19 protein-coding genes are annotated in these 20,384 nt (G+C 67.8%); 10 read left to right on the forward strand and 9 right to left on the reverse strand.

Going from position 1 to position 20,384, the window contains the following annotated elements:
* Nucleotides 1-264: 264 nt before the first annotated feature.
* From rpmH to SPRI_RS18690, 9 genes are all read left to right on the forward strand, one after another.
* Nucleotides 265-402, forward strand: a complete 138-nt coding sequence (rpmH, locus tag SPRI_RS18650; RefSeq protein ID WP_014047156.1) for a 50S ribosomal protein L34 — start codon at nucleotides 265-267, stop codon at nucleotides 400-402.
* 18 nt (nucleotides 403-420) lie between these two features.
* Nucleotides 421-792, forward strand: coding sequence for a ribonuclease P protein component (rnpA, locus tag SPRI_RS18655; RefSeq protein WP_005314963.1), 372 nt, complete (start codon nucleotides 421-423; stop codon nucleotides 790-792).
* Nucleotides 789-1,151, forward strand: a complete 363-nt coding sequence (yidD, locus tag SPRI_RS18660) for a membrane protein insertion efficiency factor YidD (RefSeq protein ID WP_005314965.1) — start codon at nucleotides 789-791, stop codon at nucleotides 1,149-1,151. Before rnpA ends, yidD begins: the two co-directional genes overlap by 4 nt.
* A gap of 3 nt (nucleotides 1,152-1,154) precedes the next feature.
* Nucleotides 1,155-2,453 carry a membrane protein insertase YidC gene (gene yidC / locus SPRI_RS18665; RefSeq protein WP_005314967.1) on the forward strand — a complete coding sequence of 433 codons (1,299 nt, stop codon included), beginning with the start codon at nucleotides 1,155-1,157 and terminating at the stop codon, nucleotides 2,451-2,453.
* 12 nt (nucleotides 2,454-2,465) lie between these two features.
* A complete protein-coding gene (locus SPRI_RS18670; protein WP_005314970.1) occupies nucleotides 2,466-2,978 on the forward strand; it encodes a Jag family protein in 513 nt (170 codons plus the stop codon).
* Nucleotides 2,979-3,090: 112 nt separating this feature from the next.
* Complete coding sequence (rsmG, locus tag SPRI_RS18675; RefSeq protein ID WP_053557111.1) at nucleotides 3,091-3,807, forward strand: 16S rRNA (guanine(527)-N(7))-methyltransferase RsmG; 717 nt, start codon at nucleotides 3,091-3,093, stop codon at nucleotides 3,805-3,807.
* Between the two features lie 233 nt (nucleotides 3,808-4,040).
* A complete protein-coding gene (locus SPRI_RS18680) occupies nucleotides 4,041-5,114 on the forward strand; it encodes a ParA family protein (RefSeq protein WP_005314982.1) in 1,074 nt (357 codons plus the stop codon).
* Entirely contained in the window at nucleotides 5,111-6,211 is a 1,101-nt protein-coding gene (locus SPRI_RS18685; RefSeq protein ID WP_078535299.1) for a ParB/RepB/Spo0J family partition protein, read from the forward strand. The genes SPRI_RS18680 and SPRI_RS18685 overlap by 4 nt, the downstream gene beginning before the upstream one ends.
* A gap of 319 nt (nucleotides 6,212-6,530) precedes the next feature.
* Entirely contained in the window at nucleotides 6,531-7,148 is a 618-nt protein-coding gene (locus tag SPRI_RS18690) for a GNAT family N-acetyltransferase (RefSeq protein WP_005314986.1), read from the forward strand.
* 76 nt (nucleotides 7,149-7,224) lie between these two features.
* On the opposite strand, the gene trxA is transcribed toward SPRI_RS18690, so the two are convergent.
* The 7 genes from trxA to SPRI_RS18725 all read right to left on the reverse strand — a co-directional run bounded on the left by trxA (nucleotide 7,225) and on the right by SPRI_RS18725 (nucleotide 16,773).
* Nucleotides 7,225-7,557: a thioredoxin gene (gene trxA, locus SPRI_RS18695; protein ID WP_037774197.1), complete on the reverse strand. Its 333-nt coding sequence runs from the start codon at nucleotides 7,555-7,557 to the stop codon at nucleotides 7,225-7,227.
* Nucleotides 7,558-7,609: 52 nt separating this feature from the next.
* Nucleotides 7,610-8,584 (reverse strand): thioredoxin-disulfide reductase, encoded by a 975-nt coding sequence (gene trxB, locus SPRI_RS18700; protein WP_005314991.1) that lies wholly within the window; start codon nucleotides 8,582-8,584, stop codon nucleotides 7,610-7,612.
* A gap of 124 nt (nucleotides 8,585-8,708) precedes the next feature.
* Nucleotides 8,709-9,614 (reverse strand): anti-sigma factor, encoded by a 906-nt coding sequence (locus tag SPRI_RS18705; RefSeq protein WP_005314993.1) that lies wholly within the window; start codon nucleotides 9,612-9,614, stop codon nucleotides 8,709-8,711.
* Nucleotides 9,611-10,315 (reverse strand): RNA polymerase sigma factor SigM, encoded by a 705-nt coding sequence (gene sigM / locus SPRI_RS18710; RefSeq protein ID WP_078535498.1) that lies wholly within the window; start codon nucleotides 10,313-10,315, stop codon nucleotides 9,611-9,613. Before sigM ends, SPRI_RS18705 begins: the two co-directional genes overlap by 4 nt.
* Nucleotides 10,316-10,343: 28 nt before the next feature.
* Complete coding sequence (locus tag SPRI_RS18715) at nucleotides 10,344-12,098, reverse strand: protein kinase family protein (protein ID WP_005314997.1); 1,755 nt, start codon at nucleotides 12,096-12,098, stop codon at nucleotides 10,344-10,346.
* A gap of 148 nt (nucleotides 12,099-12,246) precedes the next feature.
* The gene (gene murJ, locus SPRI_RS18720) at nucleotides 12,247-14,391 is read right to left on the reverse strand and encodes a murein biosynthesis integral membrane protein MurJ (RefSeq protein WP_005314998.1); all 2,145 of its coding nucleotides are present in this window, start codon (nucleotides 14,389-14,391) and stop codon (nucleotides 12,247-12,249) included.
* Nucleotides 14,392-14,436: 45 nt separating this feature from the next.
* The gene (locus SPRI_RS18725) at nucleotides 14,437-16,773 is read right to left on the reverse strand and encodes a DUF6049 family protein (protein WP_005315000.1); all 2,337 of its coding nucleotides are present in this window, start codon (nucleotides 16,771-16,773) and stop codon (nucleotides 14,437-14,439) included.
* 179 nt (nucleotides 16,774-16,952) lie between these two features.
* On the opposite strand from SPRI_RS18725, the gene SPRI_RS18730 reads away from it, so the two are divergent.
* Nucleotides 16,953-18,419 carry a CCA tRNA nucleotidyltransferase gene (locus tag SPRI_RS18730; RefSeq protein ID WP_005315002.1) on the forward strand — a complete coding sequence of 489 codons (1,467 nt, stop codon included), beginning with the start codon at nucleotides 16,953-16,955 and terminating at the stop codon, nucleotides 18,417-18,419.
* Between the two features lie 92 nt (nucleotides 18,420-18,511).
* On the opposite strand, the gene SPRI_RS18735 is transcribed toward SPRI_RS18730, so the two are convergent.
* A complete protein-coding gene (locus SPRI_RS18735) occupies nucleotides 18,512-19,054 on the reverse strand; it encodes an LppU/SCO3897 family protein (protein WP_005315004.1) in 543 nt (180 codons plus the stop codon).
* Between the two features lie 46 nt (nucleotides 19,055-19,100).
* A complete protein-coding gene (locus SPRI_RS18740; protein WP_005315006.1) occupies nucleotides 19,101-20,369 on the reverse strand; it encodes an MFS transporter in 1,269 nt (422 codons plus the stop codon).
* Nucleotides 20,370-20,384 lie beyond the last annotated feature (15 nt).

Consider the following 20,384-nt stretch of genomic DNA (forward strand, 5'->3'; position numbering starts at 1 on the left):
GGGCGACCCGCGTGGTTCAAGTTGTTGTCCACAGCCTGTGCACAGTGGACCACGTCCTAGGGCCGGTTTGACCGGATGGCGCAGCCGCGCGTACCGTAACCAGGTCGAGTTGTCGATGGCTGCTGCCGCCTGCCTCCGATGGGCAAAGATCACGATCTGTGATTGTGAAGCGGTGCACACGGGCGTAAACGCGAGCTTCTCGTGGGCGCACGGTGACAGCCAGGCGATGTCCCGCCGTCTACGAATCATTTCTGGAGCCCCCGAGTGAGCAAGCGCACCTTCCAGCCGAACAACCGTCGTCGCGCGAAGACCCACGGTTTCCGCCTGCGCATGCGTACCCGTGCCGGCCGCGCCATCCTGGCGAACCGCCGTGGCAAGGGTCGCGCCAACCTGTCCGCCTGATCGCGTACAGGGCATGACGTGCTGCCTACCGAGAATCGGCTGAGGCGGCGCGAGGACTTCGCGACTGCGGTACGGCGGGGACGCAGGGCAGGCCGCCCACTTCTCGTCGTCCACCTTCGCAGCGGCACAACGGACCCGCACGCGCCTGGGGAGAGCGCCTCCCCGACGTGTGCGGGTTTCGTCGTGAGCAAGGCTGTGGGCGGTGCCGTCGTCCGCAACAAGGTCAAGCGGAGACTGCGCCATCTCATACGCGATCGGCTCTCCGAGCTGCCCCCCGGTAGCCTGGTGGTCGTACGGGCGCTGCCCGGCGCGGGTGACGCCGAACATGCACAGCTGGCCCGAGACCTGGACGCCGCTCTTCAGCGGCTGCTGGGAGGGGGCGCGCGATGAAGTACCCGCTGCTGGCTCTGATCAAGATCTACCAGTGGACGATCAGCCCGCTGCTGGGGCCTGTCTGCAGGTACTACCCGTCGTGCTCCCACTACGGATACACGGCCATCGACCGGCACGGTGCGGTGAAGGGCACGGCTCTGACCGCCTGGCGCATTCTGCGGTGCAACCCGTGGTCGCCGGGCGGCGTGGACCATGTCCCTCCGCGCAAGCGCCCACGGTGGCACGAAATGCTGCGTGATGCCTTGCGCGGCAGCAGCAAGGGCGGGCACTCCGCCGCTGATCTGCCTGCCCTGGGGTCGGCCGCCGAAACCCAGGGCCCGGCCGCAGAGACCTCGCCCAATGCTCAAGGAGCCTGATTAGTGGACACGATTGCCAGTCTCTTCAGCTTTATCACCACACCTGTCTCGTGGATCATCGTCCAGTTCCACAAGCTCTACGGGGCGATCTTCGGCCCGGACACGGGATGGGCCTGGGGACTGTCCATCGTGTCGCTGGTGATCCTGATCCGGATCTGTCTGATCCCGCTCTTCGTGAAGCAGATCAAGTCGACCCGGAACATGCAGGCGCTCCAGCCGAAGATGAAGGCGATCCAGGAGCGCTACAAGAACGACCGACAGCGTCAGTCCGAAGAGATGATGAAGCTGTACAAGGAGACGGGTACCAACCCGCTCTCCTCGTGCCTTCCCATCCTGGCCCAGTCGCCGTTCTTCTTTGCGCTGTACCACGTGCTCAGCAAGATCGCCTCGGGTAACGAGATCGGCGTTCTCAACCAGAGCCTTGTCGACAGCGCGCGGAACGCGCACATCTTCGGCGCTCCGATCGCCTCGAAGTTCATGGACGACCCGTCGAAGGTCGAGGCGCTCAACGCTTCGCTCACCGACGTGCGCATCGTCACCGCCATCATGATCATCCTGATGTCGGCCTCGCAGTTCTACACCCAGCGTCAGCTGATGCAGAAGAACGTCGACCTCACGGTCAAGACGCCGTACATGCAGCAGCAGAAGATGCTGATGTACATCTTCCCGCTGATCTTCGCGGTGATGGGCATCAACTTCCCCGTCGGTGTTCTCGTCTACTGGCTGACCACCAACGTGTGGACCATGGGTCAGCAGATGTACGTGATCAACCAGAACCCCACCCCGGGCAGCAAGGCCCAGGACCAGTACCTGCAGCGCCTGCTCAAGAGCGTCACGGCGCACGGTGAGGTCCGCTCGCGGCGCAAGCGCACCGTGGTCCAGGCGATCGTGGCCAAGGGGGCGGACCGCAACGACAACGAGCGCCGGTTCGTCTCCGGTCTGGCCAAGGCCGGCCTGGCCGCGCAGGCCGACGGCACGGTGACCAAGAGCGAGACCGCGGTGGCCGAGGCCGAGGGCGGGGCCGCGCAGAGGCGGCAGCAGCCCAAGCGCCAGAGCAAGTCGAAGCGCCAGACCGCGACGGCCCAGCCGGGTGCCGCCAAGGGCTCCGATGCCACGGGCGCCGCTGCCAAGACCTCTCTGGAGAAGGACAAGCCCGCGGAGGGCCGCTCCAGGGCCGGTTCCTCCCAGGGCGACGCCAAGCAGAGCGCCGGCGGTGGCAAGGCCACCGGCTCCGCACGCCAGCCCAAGTCCGGACAGCGCAAGGGCTCGCAGCGGCCCAAGCACCCGTCGTCCAAGAAGTAAGAAGGAGCATCCGTGACGGAAGGCACCATCTCCGCCGCCGCCGAGGGTGGCGACACCCTGACCCGCCTCGAGCAGGAAGGGGAGATCGCGGCCGATTACCTCGAGGGCCTGCTCGACATCGCAGACCTCGACGGTGACATCGACATGGATGTCGAGGCCGACCGCGCTGCGGTCTCGATCATCAGCGACACTGCCAGCCGGGACCTGCAGAAGCTCGTCGGCAAGGACGGTGAGGTTCTGGAGGCGCTTCAGGAGCTGACGCGTCTGGCCGTGCACCGGGAGACGGGCGACCGCAGTCGGCTGATGCTGGACATCGCCGGCTTCCGGGCGAACAAGCGCACCGAGCTGGCCGAGCTGGGTGCCAAGGCCGCCGCCGAGGTGAAGAGCACCGGCGAGCCGGTGAAGCTGGACCCGATGACGCCCTTCGAGCGCAAGGTCGTCCATGACGCCGTCGCGGCGGCAGGGCTGCGCAGCGAGTCCGAGGGCGAGGAGCCTCAGCGCTTCGTCGTCGTGCTCCCTGCCTGACCGCTTTGTTCTGTCGGCCCCGTCTGTTCGCAGGCGGGGCCGATCTTTGTCAGCCTGTTAGTCAGCCACCACAGTCCACATTGCGGCAGTGCGGTACGGAAGGACGGTCCCCGTGACGGAGGCAGCACAGCTTCCCCAGGCGCCCGAGGCGGCACGGAAGGTGTTCGGAGAGTACTTTCCAGAGGCCGTGCGGTACGCGGAGCTGCTCGCGGACGCCGGGGTCAAGCGCGGTCTGATCGGGCCACGCGAAGTGCCGCGGCTGTGGGAACGGCATCTGCTGAACTGCGCCGTCCTCTCGGAAGTGGTTCCGGAGGGCGTCACGGAGTGTGACGTGGGCTCCGGGGCAGGGCTTCCCGGTATCCCCTTGGCGCTGGTGCGGCCGGATCTGAAGATCACCCTGCTGGAACCCTTGCTCCGGAGGACGAACTTCCTGCAGGAAGTGGTGGAGCTGCTCGGGCTGGACCACGTCACCGTGGTGCGCGGACGCGCCGAGGAGGTCCTCGGGAAGGTTCCTCCGGTGCATGTGGTCACGGCGCGGGCAGTCGCCCCGCTGGACCGGCTCGCCGGCTGGGGCGTCCCTCTGCTGCGGCCCTACGGCGAGATGCTGGCCCTCAAGGGCGACACCGCCGAGGAGGAGATCCAGGGCGCTCGTGCCGCACTGAGCAAGCTGGGTGTCGTGGAGACCTCGGTTCTCCATGTCGGTGAAGGCCTTGTCGATCCGCTGTCCACGGTCGTGCGGGTAGAGGTCGGGGAGAGCCCCGGTGGTGTGAGGTTCGCCGCAAAGCGGGCGAAAGCTGCGCGCACCAGTCGTACGCGCCGTCGTCGCTGAGCCATACACGTTGCCATACGTACTGATTTCGGAGTGTCGTCCCGGTGTAGTCATGCAGCTTGGGCATCGTGTTTCACGTGAAACGTCGCTCACTGCTGCAGGGAATCATCAGCCGCGGCCGTGCGGCCGCCCCGATCAAGGGTCGCAAGCCCCTCCTGAGGGCTACAGAGTTGTCCACAGAGGTGGATTCCTCCACAGATCCACGGGGCTCGCTGGTTCGCGACCCCGAAAGCATGGCAGGCTCTGCTCATTGCGAGCCTGATGTCGAGGAGAGTGAATCCTTGCGGTCCGACGCCAACATCGCGGGACCGATGACCGATCCGGTCCCCGGTCCCCGTACCGAGTCCGCGGGGGACGATGTTTCACGTGAAACACCGCCCCCCATGGATGACACCCCCATCGGCCGTGCTGCTCAGCTGGCCGTGGAGGCACTGGGGCGTGCCGGTGAGGGTCTGCCCCGACCTGAGCAGACACGCATCATGGTCGTTGCCAACCAGAAAGGCGGGGTTGGCAAGACCACCACCACGGTCAATCTCGCTGCCTCGCTCGCGTTGCACGGCGCGCGCGTTCTGGTGGTCGACCTGGATCCGCAGGGAAACGCTTCCACGGCTCTGGGAATCGATCACCATGCGGAGGTTCCCTCGATCTATGACGTCCTGGTGGAGAGCAGGCCTCTCGCCGAAGTGGTCCAGCCGGTCCCGGACGTCGAAGGACTCTTCTGCGCCCCCGCCACCATCGATCTCGCCGGTGCGGAGATCGAGCTGGTGTCGCTGGTGGCGCGGGAGAGCAGACTGCAGCGGGCGATCCAGGCCTATGAGCAGCCGCTGGACTACATCCTCATCGACTGTCCGCCGTCGCTGGGCCTGCTGACGGTCAACGCGCTCGTCGCCGGGGCTGAGGTACTGATCCCTATCCAGTGCGAGTACTACGCACTTGAAGGGCTCGGGCAGTTGCTGCGCAACGTGGACCTGGTCCGCGGCCACCTCAACCCGGCGCTGCACGTCTCGACCATCCTGCTCACGATGTACGACGGCAGGACACGCCTTGCCTCGCAGGTCGCGGACGAGGTGCGCAGTCACTTCGGCGAAGAGGTCCTGCGTACGAGCATCCCGCGCTCGGTGCGCATTTCGGAGGCCCCGAGCTATGGGCAGACGGTGCTGACCTACGATCCAGGTTCCAGCGGTTCCCTGTCGTATCTCGAAGCTGCCCGCGAGATCGCGCTGCGTGGGGTCGGAGTGCAGTACGACCCGCACCATGCCCAGGTGGGCCAGAACAGCCAGCAGAACATGTCGGAGGGGATCCAGTGAGCGAGCGACGTAGAGGATTGGGGCGTGGGCTCGGAGCGCTGATTCCTGCCGCTCCGCAGGAGAAGCAGCCGACCGCGTCGGGAGCGGAGGCCTCTCCGGGGGCCTCCCCTGTGCTGACCGCGGAGCGAGGGGTGGCGGCGGCCAAGGTCGCCACACTGCCCGCTGCGACGGTCACGCCCCAGGGTGCGGCTCCCGCGCACGAAGAGGACACCGCCGGCACGTCGGTGAGCGCTCCGGCCGGTGCCCACTTCGCCGAGGTACCGCTCGGAACGATCACGCCCAACCCGCGTCAGCCGCGTGAAGTCTTTGATGAGGACGCCCTCGCGGAGCTGGTCACCTCCATCAAGGAAGTGGGGCTCCTTCAGCCGGTTGTCGTGCGCCAGTTGGGGCCGGACCGCTACGAGCTCATCATGGGTGAGCGCCGGTGGAGGGCTTGCAGGGAGGCCGGCCTGGAGCGGATCCCAGCGATCGTCCGGGATACCGATGACGAGAAGCTGCTGCTGGACGCTCTCCTGGAGAACCTGCACCGGGCCCAGTTGAACCCGCTGGAAGAGGCAGCCGCCTACGACCAGCTGTTGAAGGACTTCAACTGCACCCATGATCAGCTGGCCGACCGGATCGGGCGGTCTCGCCCGCAGGTGTCCAACACGCTTCGTCTGCTGCGGCTTTCCCCACCCGTCCAGCGGCGGGTCGCCGCAGGAGTGCTCTCCGCCGGGCATGCCCGAGCTCTGCTCTCCGTGGACGACTCGGATGAGCAGGACCGGCTTGCGCACCGGATCGTCGCGGAGGGCCTGTCGGTCAGGGCCGTCGAAGAGATCGTGACGCTGCTGAACTCGAACCCCAAGACCGCGTCCAAGCCGAAGGGCCCTCGGGCCGGCGCGCGTGTGTCCCCGGCGCTGACGGACCTGGCCTCTCGGCTCTCCGACCGCTTCGAGACGCGGGTGAAGGTCGACCTCGGTCAGAAGAAGGGGAAGATCGTGGTCGAGTTCGCCTCGATGGACGACCTCGAGCGAATCCTGGGCACGCTGGCCCCCGGGGAAGGCCGTGTGCTGGAGAAGGGGCTCAGCGAGGGCCCTGCCGCCGACGACGAGGCCTGAGTCCCTGCTGCTCGGCGTTGTCGTAGCCGTCTGAAGGGGCGGGTGGTGTTCCGGAGCACGGAACACCACCCGCCCCTTCGGCTTGGTGCGGTATCCGTGCCAGGGTCGGGTGGATACGATGCGTTCTGGTATGACGCATCCACCTTGAGCCACTTCGGAAAGAGGGCACGGCCATGCGATCGGTGAGCTGCGGCCAACTGGTGACGGCCGGCCTGGGACTCGGGGCGGTGAGCGGCTTTGTCAGTAGCTTCCTCCTCGAGCGGAGCAGGCTGGTGGACGCTCGCAGCGCGGCACACGAGGGAAGTGAGGAACAGCCTCCATGGGGCGTCGGCTCGTACCGCTCACGCTGGACAACCTTTCGGACCTTCCCAAGCGTTGTCGTGCGTGTGTCTTCTGGGAACTTGACCCGGTCAGCGGTGAAGCCGCAGTAAAGGCCGGAACTCCTGAGCTCGAGAAGGAGGCCTGGATCTCGGCCGTACTCCTCGAGTGGGGTTCCTGCGGTCGAGTGGTCTACGTGGACGAGGTCCCGGTGGGCTTCGTTGTCTATGCCCCGCCCGCGTACGTACCTCGCTCCACGGCCTTCCCCACGAGCCCTGTGGCGGCGGACGCAGTCCAGCTGATAACCGCGTGGGTCATGCCCGGCTATCAGGGTCAGGGCCTTGGACGGGTCATCGTCCAGACGGTCGCCAAGGACCTGCTGCGCCGGGGGTTCCGTGCGATCGAGGCATTCGGCAATGCGCAGTGGAACGAACCGGCCTGTGTGCTGCCGGCCGACCATCTCCTCGCGGTCGGCTTCAAGACGGTTCGACCGCACCCCACATATCCGCGTCTGCGGCTGGAGCTGCGCACGACACTCTCCTGGAAGGAAGACGTGGAGCTGGCTCTGGACCGCCTCCTGGGAGCCGTTCAGAAGGAGCCGGCACTGCGGCCGCTCTGACTGCGAACATGAGAATGGGCCCATCCCCTGAGGGGATGGGCCCATTCATGTTTCACGTGAAACAGCGGAGGCGCTTCTACTCTCCGATGAAGCTCTCAAGGTCGCGGACGATCGCGGCCTTCGGCTTGGCGCCGACGATGGTCTTGGCAACCTCGCCGTTCTGGTAGACGTTCAGCGTCGGGATCGACATGACGCCGTACTTGGCTGCGGTGGCCGGGTTCTCGTCGATGTTGAGCTTCACGACCTGGATCTTGTCGCCGTGCTCGGCCGCGATGGCTTCGAGGGACGGCGCGATCTGGCGGCACGGACCGCACCAGGCGGCCCAGAAGTCCACGAGCACGGGCTTGTCGCTCTTGAGGACCTCCTCCTCGAAGGAGTCATCAGTCACGTTCTTCAGGGCGCCGGCCACGGCGGCCTCCTTACTTCTCTGCGGGGTGTGGGGTGGAGTGGTCCAGGGTGGGTCAGACCACGGGGGTCTTCTCCGGCTCGGCCGCCTTCTCGCTGTCCGAAAGAGCGGCGAGGAAGCGCTCGGCGTCCAGGGCGGCGGCGCAGCCGGTCCCGGCGGCCGTGATGGCCTGGCGGTAGGTGTGGTCGACCACGTCACCGGCGGCGAAGACTCCGGTGACGTTGGTGCGGGTCGACGGGGCGTCGACCTTCAGGTAGCCCTCGCCGTCCAGTTCGAGCTGTCCCTTGAACAGCTCGGTCCGGGGGTCGTGGCCCACCGCGATGAACAGACCCGTCACCGCGAGCGGGGACTTCTCGCCCGTCTTGGTGTTGTTCAGGGTCAGGCCCGAGAGCTTCTGGTCACCGTGGATCTCGGCGACCTCGCTGTCCCAGGCAAAAGAGATCTTCGGGTCGGCGAAGGCACGCTCCTGCATGGCCTTGGACGCCCGCAGGGTGTCGCGGCGGTGGATGATCGTGACGGACTTGGCGAAGCGGGAGAGGAAGGTGGCTTCTTCCATCGCGGTGTCGCCACCGCCGACGACGGCGATGTCCTGGTCCTTGAAGAAGAAGCCGTCGCAGGTCGCGCACCAGGAGACACCACGGCCGGAGAGCGCGTCCTCGTTGGGGAGGCCGAGCTTGCGGTGCTGGGAGCCGGTGGTGACGATCACGGCCTTGGCGCGGTGAACGGTGCCTGCCGTGTCGGTGACGGTCTTGATGTCACCGGTCAGGTCGACGGACACGATGTCGTCGGGAACGAGCTCGGCCCCGAAGCGCTCGGCCTGGGCGCGCATGTTGTCCATGAGGTCGGGCCCCATGATGCCGTCGCGGAAGCCCGGGAAGTTCTCCACCTCGGTCGTGTTCATCAGCGCACCGCCGGCGGTGACGGCTCCCTCGAACACCAGCGGCTGGAGCGATGCCCGCGCGGTGTAGAGCGCGGCGGTATAGCCCGCGGGCCCGGAGCCGATGATGATCACGTTACGGACGTCGCTCACGGGTTTGTTCCTCGTCTCTGCCGACTGCCTACTGCCTACGGGGCGGGTTCATGGACTCTCACCCCACCCAACGGATCCTACGGGGCGTGCATTCCCGTGAAGCCGGAGCGGCACAGAGGATGTCTCAGGGGCGGGGGTAGGACTGTGTGAGGAGCAGCTCTCCGGGCGAGTTCGCCGCGCGATCCACGCATGCCGCATCGACGACATAGGCCTGGACCTGACTGCTGTCCTTGGTATGTGCCATCAGGACGAGGTAGGCGTTGACGCCTTCGTACGTGCCCCGCTCAGCCGCGATGGGGTTGTCGGACCGCCCGGTTCCCTGCTGAATGCAGGCCGGCACCGCGGCGTCCGGAGCGTCCTTGGGTGACATTGTGGCGGGACCGCTGTCGAGGGAAGGCGCCCTTTCGATCCTGGGCTCGGCCTCCTGTGTCGGTCCGGCCGCCAGCAGCGACTGAACGCGACTGCCGATGGTGCTACCGGAGAACTCCGCGCTGTCACGCGCCGCGGAGCTCACACTCGTCTCCTTCTTGGCAGCCGAGGAGTCGTTGGCGGAATTCGTCTGGGCCGACTGGAGGAACATCACCCCGACGCCTACTGCGGCGGCCCCGAACACGGCACCGAGGACGGCGCCGCGCCGACGACGTGCCCGGACGTTTCGTCCCGGCCCGGTCGCAGCGCGGGGGTGTCCCGCCGGTCGGACGGCAGGCGACGCAGTCTCTGCAGCCGAGGAGCGGGGCACTGTTTCACGTGAAACATGATCTCGCTCTTCTGGCGCCGTGGCTTCGAGGAGAGCCTCTGCGGCCAGAGCCGCGTCGATTCGGCCCGCGATGTCGGCGGGCATGCGTGGAGGCCCCGGCAGGGTGCCCAGCAGGCCACGGATATCTTCGAGAGACGTCCGCACGTCGGCGCACAGCGGACAGTCGTCGAGGTGGCGGCGTACCTCGGCCGTGCGTGCGGGCGGAAGAAGGCCTTCGGTGAGGTCGGAGATTTCCGAGACGTGCGGGTGCTCAGTCGTGTCGGCCGATGTCACGCTCGCCCACCTCCGCCCTTCACTGCCGCAGGGTCACTCGGCCCTGTCTCGCTTGGTCCCGACGCCGGTGGGACGGATGTCCCCGGCGTCCGGTTCCTTCCCATGGGGAGGTCGGTGTTATCCCCGGCCTGACCACGCAGATGCGCGAGCATGGGCAGGAGACGGGCCCGGCCCCGGGCACAACGGCTCTTCACCGTTCCCGTGGGGACATCCAGCAGGCGCGCGGCTTCGGCGACGGGGTAACCCTGCATGTCGACGAGGACCAGCGCCGCGCGCTGGTCCACCGGAAGTTTCGTCAGGGCGGCCAGGAGCTCCCGGTGGAGATCATGGCGCTCGGCGGGAGCCTCTGCCGACTCGTGCGGCTCCAGGAGCTGCTCCAGGCGCTCCGTGTCGTCCACGGGCGAGGTCCTGCGTGAGGCGGCCTTCCGGGCGCGGTCCAGGCAGGCATTGACCGTGATGCGGTGCAGCCACGTCGTGACGGCCGACTGACCGCGGAAGGTGTGTGCCGCGCGGAAGGCCGACACAAGAGCGTCCTGCACCGCGTCGGCGGCTTCCTCACGATCCCCCAATGTGCGCAGAGCCACGGCCCACAGCCTGTCGCGATGGCGACGCACGAGCTCGCCGAAGGCGTCCGGGTCCCCGTCGACGTGGCGTGCCAGCAGATCCTGGTCGCTTACGTCTCCGAGTGTCGCGTCGTCCAACGGTGAGCCCCCTCCCATTGCCTCCGTGTCAGCCGGTGAAGGCGACGTCCGTGATGCCCTGCTTGTAGCCCGGGTCGCTGTACTCGTCCTGCGGTGAGTACGGCATCGCCGTCATCCAGATCAGCACGTACCGGCTCTTCACCGGCTGCTTCGCGGTCACCTTCAGCGTGGAATCGCTGGTACGGCCGGTTGCGATCTGCTTCATGGAGCCGACCGGACCGGACGGAGACAGCGAATCCACGGCGTAGACGCTGATGGTGGTGTGGTCTCCGCCGTAGCGCAACGCTATGGACGCGCCGGCGATGTCTTTGTCGGAACCGAGGTCGTAGACGATGCCGACGCCCTGCTTCACGGACGGCACGAGATCCGGTCCGTCGAAGTAGCTCCGGCTCCGCCAATAGGTGGTGCTGTCGGAGTCATGAGTGGCCCCGACGTTGTTCGCGTTCTGCGGCGCCCCGTCCGGTGCGTACTCCTGGGCGTCCTGGATGGCCAGAGGCACAGGTGCGGCCGGCTTGTCGCCGTCCTGGTTCGTGGTCTCGGTCTCCGAGGTCCCGGGCTCCTCCGAGCCGTTGCGGTTGTCCAGCAACTTGTCGGCGACCTGCCAGCTACCGAGTCCGAGAGCGGCAATGAGGAGTGCCGATACGGCCCACTTGAGGGCCTTGCCCGTGCGGGTCTGCAGGGGCGGAGGCGGGGTCGGCGTCGGCTGGGTGGCACCGGCGCCCGGCATGGCCGCGGGGCGGGCGTAGTTGCCCTGCTGATAGGTGGTGCGCTGGTACTCGGGCGGAGCCGTGAAGGCCGGCTCCGGCGGTCGGATGCGCGGCATCGCAGCGACGGCCTTGGCCAGTTCGTCCGGCGTCGTGCAGGGCGGTTCCTGGCGTGATGCGGTGGCACCGTCGTTGACCAGGGCCCGCATCGCCAGCTCGGACAGACCCCGATGGACGCCGGCCCGCACCTGGTCGGGAGCGACCAGGCCGACTCCCTTGGGCAGGCCGGTGAGTCCGTACGCGTCGTTCTCGTACGGCCAGCGCTGTGTCAGGGCCGCGTACAGGAGGGCGCCGATTGCCTCCGTGTCGGTGCGCTGGGGGCCGTCGACGGAGATGCCGCGCAGGGCGGCGTTCACCGCCAGTCCGCGGATCCGGTACTGCCCTGTCGACGTTCGCAGCACGGCACCGGGAGTGAGCCTCAGGTGGGCGAGTCCCTCCCGGTGGGCGGCGGCCATGGCCTGGGAGAGCTGGTCGACGAGTTGGTACGCGTCGTGCGGCTCGAACGGGCCGGCGGCCAGGAGAGCGGTCAGCTCGACGGCGTCCGGCAGCCACTCGTGCACGACGTAGACGAGGTCGTTCTCCTCGACCGCGTCGAGAACCTGGACGAACCGGGGGTCGCCGAGGAGGGCCGAGGACCGGGCGGCCGCCAGGACCGAGCGTGCTCGGGGGTGGTCGGCCGGAAGGATGTGCACGCCGACCGCGCGCCGGAGTTTCTCGTCCATGGCGCGCCAACTGCTGAAACCGTCCAGACGGGTGACGCACTCCTCGAGCCGATAGCGTCTGGCGAGCTTGTGGCCGCTGTGAAGGTCGGGCGTCGAGTAGGACGGTTCGCCGCCCTGCCGTTCGCCGTCCCTTTCGAGCGCGGTCTCTTCCTCCGCGCTTTGAGAGCCCGCTGCCGGAGACTCTGCCGCCTGGGTGTCTGCCGCCCCGTCGGTCGTGGCCTTGCCCGCCTTCGCGGTCAGCGGTTCGTCCCCGCCGTTGTCGGCCACGTCGACGGCAGCCGTGCTACGTTCCGCCACCGTCGTTCCTGCCTCCCCATCCGTTGCGCCATGTCCAACAGCCATGCCAATTGTGCCCACAGTCCGACGCTATGCACGACACACGGCGTCCGACGATGGTTGTGCGGAACCGGCCCGCAGCCGACCGTCGGCGTCCTTCTGACGACGTCTAGCGGCCGAGCCGGCCACGGACCATGCCGACCATGGCGTTGAGTTCCTCGATGCGCATCCGCTTCGCAGCCACGAAGAAGACGCCGAGCAGTGCCACGCCACCGACCACGAGCGCGACCACGGATCCCCCCGCGCCGCTTCCGAGTGCCGTCAGAATGCCGTAGGCCACGGCGCCGCCGACCACCGCCGCGGGGACGGACGCCATGGACAGCCGGGCATACGTCCGCATGACGTGAGCGCCGTCCAGATCGCCACCGAGACGGTTCTTGAGCCTCCGCCAGGCGACGCCGACACCGACGGCGTAGGCGAGGCCGTAGGAGGCGGCCATGCCGACCACGGCCCACTGGGCGGGAAGCAGCACGTAACAGAGGGCGGAAGCACCGGCGTTGACGACGGCGACGATGACCGTGTTGTAGAAGGGCGTCCGGGTGTCCTCGTAGGCGTAGAAGCCGCGCAGCACCACGTACTGCACGGAGTACGGGATGAGGCCCAGTCCGAAGGCCATGAGGATGAAGCCCATCCCCTTGGCCGCCTCGGTGCCGGTCGAGGCGAAGAGCAGCGTCGACATGGGCAGGCCGAGCGCGAGGAACGCGAACGACACGGGAACGATGGCGACGGCCGAGTTGCGAAGGCCCTGCGAGATGTCGTCACGGACGGCACCGGGATCGTTGTCATGGGCCGCGCGGGAGATGCGAGGCAGCAGGGCAGCCATGACGGAGACGGTGATGATGGCCTGCGGCATGCCCCAGATCAGCTGGGCGTTGGTGTAGGCGATGAAGCCCGCGCCCTGCTTGCCGGACGCCTCACCCGCGGCGGTGGCGAGCTGGGTGACGACCAGCACGCCCGCCTGGTTCGCGAGGACGAAGAGCACGGTCCACTTGGCCAGCTTCACGGTCTTGCCGAGCCCGTGACCCTTCCAGTCGAACCGGGGACGGAAGCGGAAGCCCGTCTCACGCAGGTACGGGATCATCGCCAGCGCCTGGACGACGAGACCGAGCAGCGTCCCGACGCCCAGCAGCCGGACACCCTCCGGCGGAATCGTCTGCACACCCATCTGGGATTCGGCGGAGGTGCCGTACACCCAGATGAACAGCCCGAAGGTGGTGATCATGACGATGTTGTTCAGGACCGGGGTCCACATCATCGCGCCGAACCTGCCACGGGCGTTGAGGATCTGCCCCATGACCACGTGGACGCCCATGAAGAAGATCGTGGGCAGGCAGTAGCGGGCGAACGTGACCGCGACGCTGTTGGCCGCCTGATCGCTCGCGATCGTGTCCGACATGAGCCGGATCAGCAGCGGTGCCGCGAAGACCGCGACCACGACGATCGCGCCGAGCGCCACCATCACCAGCGTCAGCAGACGGTTGGCGTAGGCCTCACCGCCGTCCTCGTCGTTCTTCATCGCGCGGACCAGCTGCGGGACGAAGACGGAGTTGAGCCCGCCGCCGACCGTGAGGATGTAGATCATCGTCGGCAGCGTGTAGGCGACGGTGAACGTGTCGCCGAGGAGCGCGGCGCCGAGGGCGGCGGTGATCACGAGACTGCGCACGAAGCCCGTGAGGCGGGAGACCAGGGTTCCGGCCGCCATCACGGCACTCGACTTCAGCAGGCCCTGGGCCCGGCCTGCCGGCTTCTTGGGTGCAGGCGGCGCCGGCATCGGTTCAGGAGCGGGCGGCGGAACCGAGGACTGCTGGTCCCTGAAGAGGTGAGCGAACGCGTCGGGCTCCGGCTTCTCCTCGCCGGCCCGCGTGACCAGGTCGTCGACCCCGGTGAACTGCGTGGTGCGCGCGTCGTCACCGTAGGGAAGGTGGCGGGAGGGGCCCTCGGGCTCCGGCGGCGGAGTCTGCGCCCAGATCCGGGGGTCGGGGGCGTACTGCGGCGTGGCGGGCTGCTGGTAGAGCGGCTGCGGCTCCTCGTAGGTGCCCGGGGGCGGCGGGGGGTGCGCGGAGCGGTCGTAGAGCGCCTCGTTCACCGGGTCCTGGGCGGAGAGGTCCTGAGCCTGGAAAGGATCGGGGGCGTAGGCGTCCTGGACATAGGGGTCCTGCGCATAGGGGTCGGACGAGGGGTGCTGTGGCGGGAAGGAGCCTGCCGGGTCACCGCCCGCGCCCTGACCGCGGTCACCGTCGTACGGCGCGTTCATGACTACCCCACCTCATCGTCCCCGGCCGACCGGCCACGACATCGCTCAACGGTCCACTTTCTCACCAGCGCCGGACGGGTTGCCGCTTTCGGGTCCGGTGTCAGGGGCGAGGTCACTCGGCTGCCCCGGATCCGAGCCGCTGCCGGCACCCTCTGTTTCGGACGTGTCGGACGTGTCGGACGCCTCGGCCACCGAGGCGTCGGCGGTCTCCGCGGCGGCAGCGCGCTTGCGCTGGGTGTACATCCTGATGCCCGCGAGGACGAGCAGGAGCACACCGCCGGCGAGGACGAGCATGACGGTCGGAGTGATCTCGGAAACCCTCACTGTGAACGACATCTCGGGGCCGTACGGAGTGCCGTCCTTCGTGAAGAGCTGCGCGGTCATCTGGACCTGACCGTTGGCATTGGCGGCAGCGGGGAACTTCACCGACTGGCTGTGGCCGCCCTCGACCTTGATCGGCTGCTCCGCCATGCCCCTGTCCCCGTCGAAGTGGAGACGGTTCGGGTTGTTGGACTTCAGCCTCAGCACAAGGTCGTCGACGCCTTGGACCAGCTGGTTCTGCACCGTGACCGGGATGGTCGCACTGCGACCCGACAGGGTCACGTCCGACTTCTCGATCAGCTGGACCTCTTCGGTGAGGCTCCGCAGATAGGACTGGACCTCGTCGCGGTATCCCTGAGCCGCTTCGGGCTTACCACGCCACGCCGTCGACAGCTCACGGTCGATCGCCCTGCCGAAGGGGGCTTCCACCCGGTCGGCGAAGGTGAGGATGACCTTGAACTTGTCCAGTGTGCTCTGCGTCTCCCTGATGTCCTCGAAGGCCTGGACCGGCAGCTCCTGCCGGCGCAGCCGGGCAGGGTACTGGGAAGCACTGGGCACCTTGGTGTTCGCCTCGGCGTCCGGTTCGGCGGACGCTGCGGCCACCAGATCCAGCGGCTGTGTCCAGCGCTTGGGCTCGAGGGCACGCAGGGCGCGGGCCATGGACTGGGCCTGGGCCACCGTGGGCACCCGCTGGGGGGCGACGACGATGCTCCGCTGCTTCTCGGGGTCCTGCAGCGTGAGGGCCAGCGACTGTGCCAGGAATTTCTGTACCGCGAGCGTGGACTCGCCGGCGTCCGTCATATCGCCCTGGAAGGCGGTCGACAGGCGGGTGTCGGCGACCACGGCCGTGGTGCCGCCGCCGATGGGACGGGCCGCGGTAGGTGTGTACGACAGGTTGTCCTGGAGGCTGTCGCTCCGCGCGATCACCTTGTGTGCGCCGGCCGAGGTGGCCACGTCCACGATCGACGAGTCGATCGCGCCGTCCACGGGCCAGGCGAAGTCGACGGACGGCTTCACGTGGAGAATCGTCTCCACTGTGATCTCCGCCACCTGTGTGGCCGGCTGCAGGTGGCTGAGTGAACCGGAGACCGACTTGCCCCGGTGCGCCAGCGAGGCGAGATCCGGGTCCGCGAAGGGAAGGGCAACGACCTTCTTGCCCTGCACCGCGGCCTCGACGGAGCTCAGCCATCGCTTGGCGACGGCCTGGTTCCTGCCGGCGACCGTGGAGTCCCCGCTCTTGACCCGGTAGTTCCTTGTCATGGCGTCGACGGTGGCCAGAAGGTCGGGGTCGATGACCCAGGTGACCGGCAGCTCCTTGCCGAGCGACACGAGCTGGTCGAGCCGCCCGCCGGGAGCGAGCTCGGCCGCCAGCGCCTCGTCCTCGAAGACGGGGGTCTGCTGTTCGTCCGAGCCGGTCTCCGACGTGAGATGGGTCGAGGAGATCAACGGCCAGAGATAGGTGAGGCGGGTCTTCTTCTCCACGCCTTCGGGCTGCCAGGGAAGGAAGGTCCGCTCGATACCGAGGACACGCTCGAAGGACTGGCTCGAGGTCTGCCCGGTCAGGGACACACCGAGCTCGTACACGCCGCCGTTGTCATCGAGATCGAGTTCGTCGGCGGGCACCGAGAGCTTGAAGTCGTAGCTGATTCCCGAGGCGAGCTTCGGAAGGTCGACGCTGTACTTGTCGTCCACCGTCGGGCCGTCCACACCGAAGGTGTAGCCGGTCCTCTCGGCGGCCCGGTCGATGCCCGTCCTGCCGGCCACCTTGGGGCCCACCCGGAGATCGACGTGTGCGCCTGTGATCGTCCGTCGGCCCTCGTTGACCACGGTCCCCGAGACCGTGATCGTGTCGTCCTTCCCGGGCGCCTCCGGCGTCACCGTGTCCAGCGACACATCCACGGTCCGGGATCCGGTGGGCTCCGCGGCCTGCGCCCCGGGTGCCGCCGGGACCCACAGCAACCCGGTCAGAAGTGGCACGCCGGTGATCAGGGAGGCTGTACGACGCAGCCACCGGCGCGCAGGAGAACTACGCATCCCCTGGAAGTCTGCCGCCTCGGCCACGCGCTCGCCCGTCCCTCGTCGTCTGCTGTCCTTGGTGGTTCTCTGCTCTTGCGTCCACGCATGGTAACGAGGACCGCTGTGCTCAAGTGCCGCGGAGTGCCCCACAAGATCGGAACGGACCGGCGGGGCGTCGGAAACAGGGACGACCCGGTCGGCCCGGGCACGTACCCTTTTCTGTTGTGCCGAACGCCAATGAAGACAACCCCACTGCCCTGAGCCAGGTGCAACACCGCGCGGTGAGTGAACTGCTGCGGGTGTCACCCGTCGCCGACGACCTGGCGCGCCGTTTCCAGGATGCCGGATTCGGTCTTGCCCTGGTCGGAGGGTCGGTCCGTGACGCGTTGCTCGGTCGGCTCGGCAATGACCTCGACTTTACGACGGACGCCCGCCCCGAGGATGTGCTGAAGATCGTCCGGCCGTGGGCGGATTCGGTGTGGGACGTCGGTATCGCCTTCGGCACTGTCGGTGCCCACAAGGCCGGACGTGTCGGTGACGCGGTTCAGTCCTTCCAGATCGAGGTGACGACCTACCGCTCGGAGGCGTACGACCGGACGTCTCGCAAGCCGGAGGTGTCCTACGGTGACTCGATCGAGCAGGACCTGGTCCGGCGTGACTTCACGGTCAACGCGATGGCCGTGGCGCTGCCGGCCAAGGAGTTCATCGACCCCCACGACGGGCTCAGCGACCTCGCCGCGAAGGTTCTGCGTACGCCCGGCACCCCCGAGGAGTCCTTCTCCGACGACCCGCTGCGGATGATGAGGGCCGCCCGGTTCGCCGCGCAGCTCGACTTCGAGGTGGCGCCGGAGGTCGTCGCTGCCATGAAGGCCATGGCGGAGCGCATCGAGATCGTTTCCGCCGAGCGGGTGCGTGACGAGTTCAACAAGCTGCTCCTTTCCGCGCACCCCCGCAAGGGGCTGTCGCTCCTCGTCGACACCGGCCTTGCCGCCCATGTGCTGCCCGAGCTGCCGGCGCTCCGTCTGGAGAGTGACGAGCACCATCGGCACAAGGACGTCTACGAGCACTCGCTGACCGTGCTGGACCAGGCCATCGCCCTTGAGGAGGACGGCCCGGACCTGGTGCTGCGGCTGGCCGCACTGCTTCACGACATCGGTAAGCCCCGGACTCGTCGCTTCGAGCAGGACGGCCGGGTCTCCTTCCATCACCACGAGGTGGTGGGCGCGAAGATGACCAAGAAGCGCATGACTGCGCTGAAGTACTCGAACGAGATGGTCAAGGACGTCTCGCGGCTCGTGGAACTGCATCTGCGTTTCCACGGCTATGGCACTGGTGAGTGGACCGACTCCGCGGTGCGTCGGTATGTACGCGACGCCGGGCCGCTTCTGGACCGCCTGCACAAGCTCACCCGCTCCGACTGCACCACGCGGAACAAGCGGAAGGCGGGCGCTCTCTCGCGCGCGTACGACGGCCTTGAAGACCGCATCGCAGAGCTCCAGGAGCAGGAGGAGCTGGATGCCATCAGGCCGGACCTGAACGGCAACGAGATTCAGGAGATCCTGGGCATCGGACCCGGCCCCATGATCGGCAAGGCGTACGCGTTCCTTCTTGAGCTGCGGCTGGAGAACGGGCCGATGGAGCGCGATGCAGCGGTGTCGGCGCTCAAGGAGTGGTGGGCCAAGCAGGGCTGAGCGTGAAACGGCGCGATGTTTCACGTGAAACATCGCGCCGTCGACGCCGGCCGAGTGGCTTGTTTCACGTGAAACAAGCCCCGTAGGAGCGGCTACTTCTTGATCTCGTTCAGGCAGAGCACGAACGACTTGCCGGAGCTACGCCGACCACCGCTGGTCTGCTCGTAGTAACCCATGTCGGCCTTGCCTTCGCAGATCGTCTGGTCCGTTGTGTCACTGTGCACGGAGACCACCTTGTAGGCCGCCTCGGCACCGCCGCAGTCGACGACCTGCAGATCCGGGTTGATGTCGTTGCCGCTGTTCTTGAGGCAGTCGCCGGCCTTGGCCGTGTCGGCGTCGTCGCGGCCCATGAACCAGAACACGGCGAAAGCGATGACGGCCAGAACGCCGACGACTATCTGGAACTTCGTCTTGAGGCTGAGACCGCCACGCGAAGGCGCGGGGGGCGGCGTCGGTGCCGTGCCCCACTGCTGCGGCTGGGTCTGGCCATAGCCGGGCTGGGGCTGCTGCATGTGCGGCTGCTGCGGGTAGCCGTAGCCCGGCTGCGGCTGCTGCGGCGGCTGCCCGTAGGGACCCGGTCCCTGCTGCGGCGGCTGCCCGTAGGGACCCGGTCCCTGCTGCGGCGGATAGGTCATGCGGGATTCCCCCTGTGAAAGTGCTCTCGTATTTGACGCGGGCACGCTATAGCACCCGAGCGGCATGGCCCCAACGCGCCAGGCCGGCGGCTGCTGTTGCATAGATCCCCGTCACCAAGAGGACCAGCGGAACCGACCGGCCGTCAGGGGGAAGCATCAGAGCGGCGACGCCCGCCGCGCCGACGAAGGCAACATTGAACAGGACGTCGTAGAGGGCGAAGACCCGGCCACGGAAGGCGTCGTCCACGGAGGTCTGCACCACCGTGTCTGTCGCGATCTTCGCCCCCTGGGTCACGAGCCCGAGCAGGAATGCCGCGACAAGCATCGGACCGGGCCTGAAGGGAAGCGCAAGAGCAGGCACAAGGACCGCGGCGGCCGCCGCGCAGGCGACCATCCATCCGTACCGGCCGAGCTTTCCGATCCCCCACGGGGTCAGAACGGCCGCCGCGAAGAAGCCGGCACCCGAGGCGGCCAGGGCAAGACCCAACAGCGCGAGCCCGGCCGACTCGTCGGTGGACCAGGCGTAGCGGCAGAGCATCAGCACCATCACCGTCAGCGCTCCGTAGCAGAAGCGCATCAGTGTCATCGCGGCCAACGCATGGGTCGCAGCAGGCCGTTGGTTCAGGTAGCGCAGCCCTTCGAGCAGCCCCCGGGCCGTAGAGGCGATCGCGGCACCCAGACGGGGCTGGACCACGTCGGGGTCCGGGCCGAGCAGCTCCTTCCCCATCCGCAGTGAGGCCAGGGCCGAGCCGAGGTAGAGAGCCGCTCCCAACAGGACCACCGCGGCGTCCGAGTCCGAGGCGACGAGCCGCACGAGGAAGGCGAGACCGCCTCCGGCTGTCGCAGCCAGCGTGCCCGCGGTGGGCGAGACGGAGTTGGCCATGACGAGGTGCTCGGAATCCACGACGCGCGGCAGCGCCGCGGAGAGCCCGGCCAGAACGAAGCGGTTGACGGCCGTGACCGTCAGGGCGGAGGCGTAGAAGAGCCAGTCGGGGACGGAAGCCAGGATCAACAGGGCGGTGCAGCAGGCGAGCAGTGCCCGCAGCAGGTTTCCGTAGAGGAAGACCTGGCGGCGTCGCCACCGGTCGAGCAGCACCCCTGCGAACGGGCCGACCAGGGAATAGGGGAGGAGCAGGACGGCCATGGCGGACGCGATCGCTGTCGGAGAGGTCTGCTGTTCCGGTGAGAAGACCACATAGGTGGCGAGAGCGACCTGGTAGACGCCGTCGGCCGCCTGTGAGAGCAGGCGCACGGTCAGCAGCCGGCGGAAGTCGGCGAGGCGCAGGAGTACGCGCAGATCACGTACGACGGGCATGCGAGCAAGGGTCAC

This window comes from Streptomyces pristinaespiralis (genome assembly GCF_001278075.1).
Classification (GTDB): domain Bacteria; phylum Actinomycetota; class Actinomycetes; order Streptomycetales; family Streptomycetaceae; genus Streptomyces; species Streptomyces pristinaespiralis.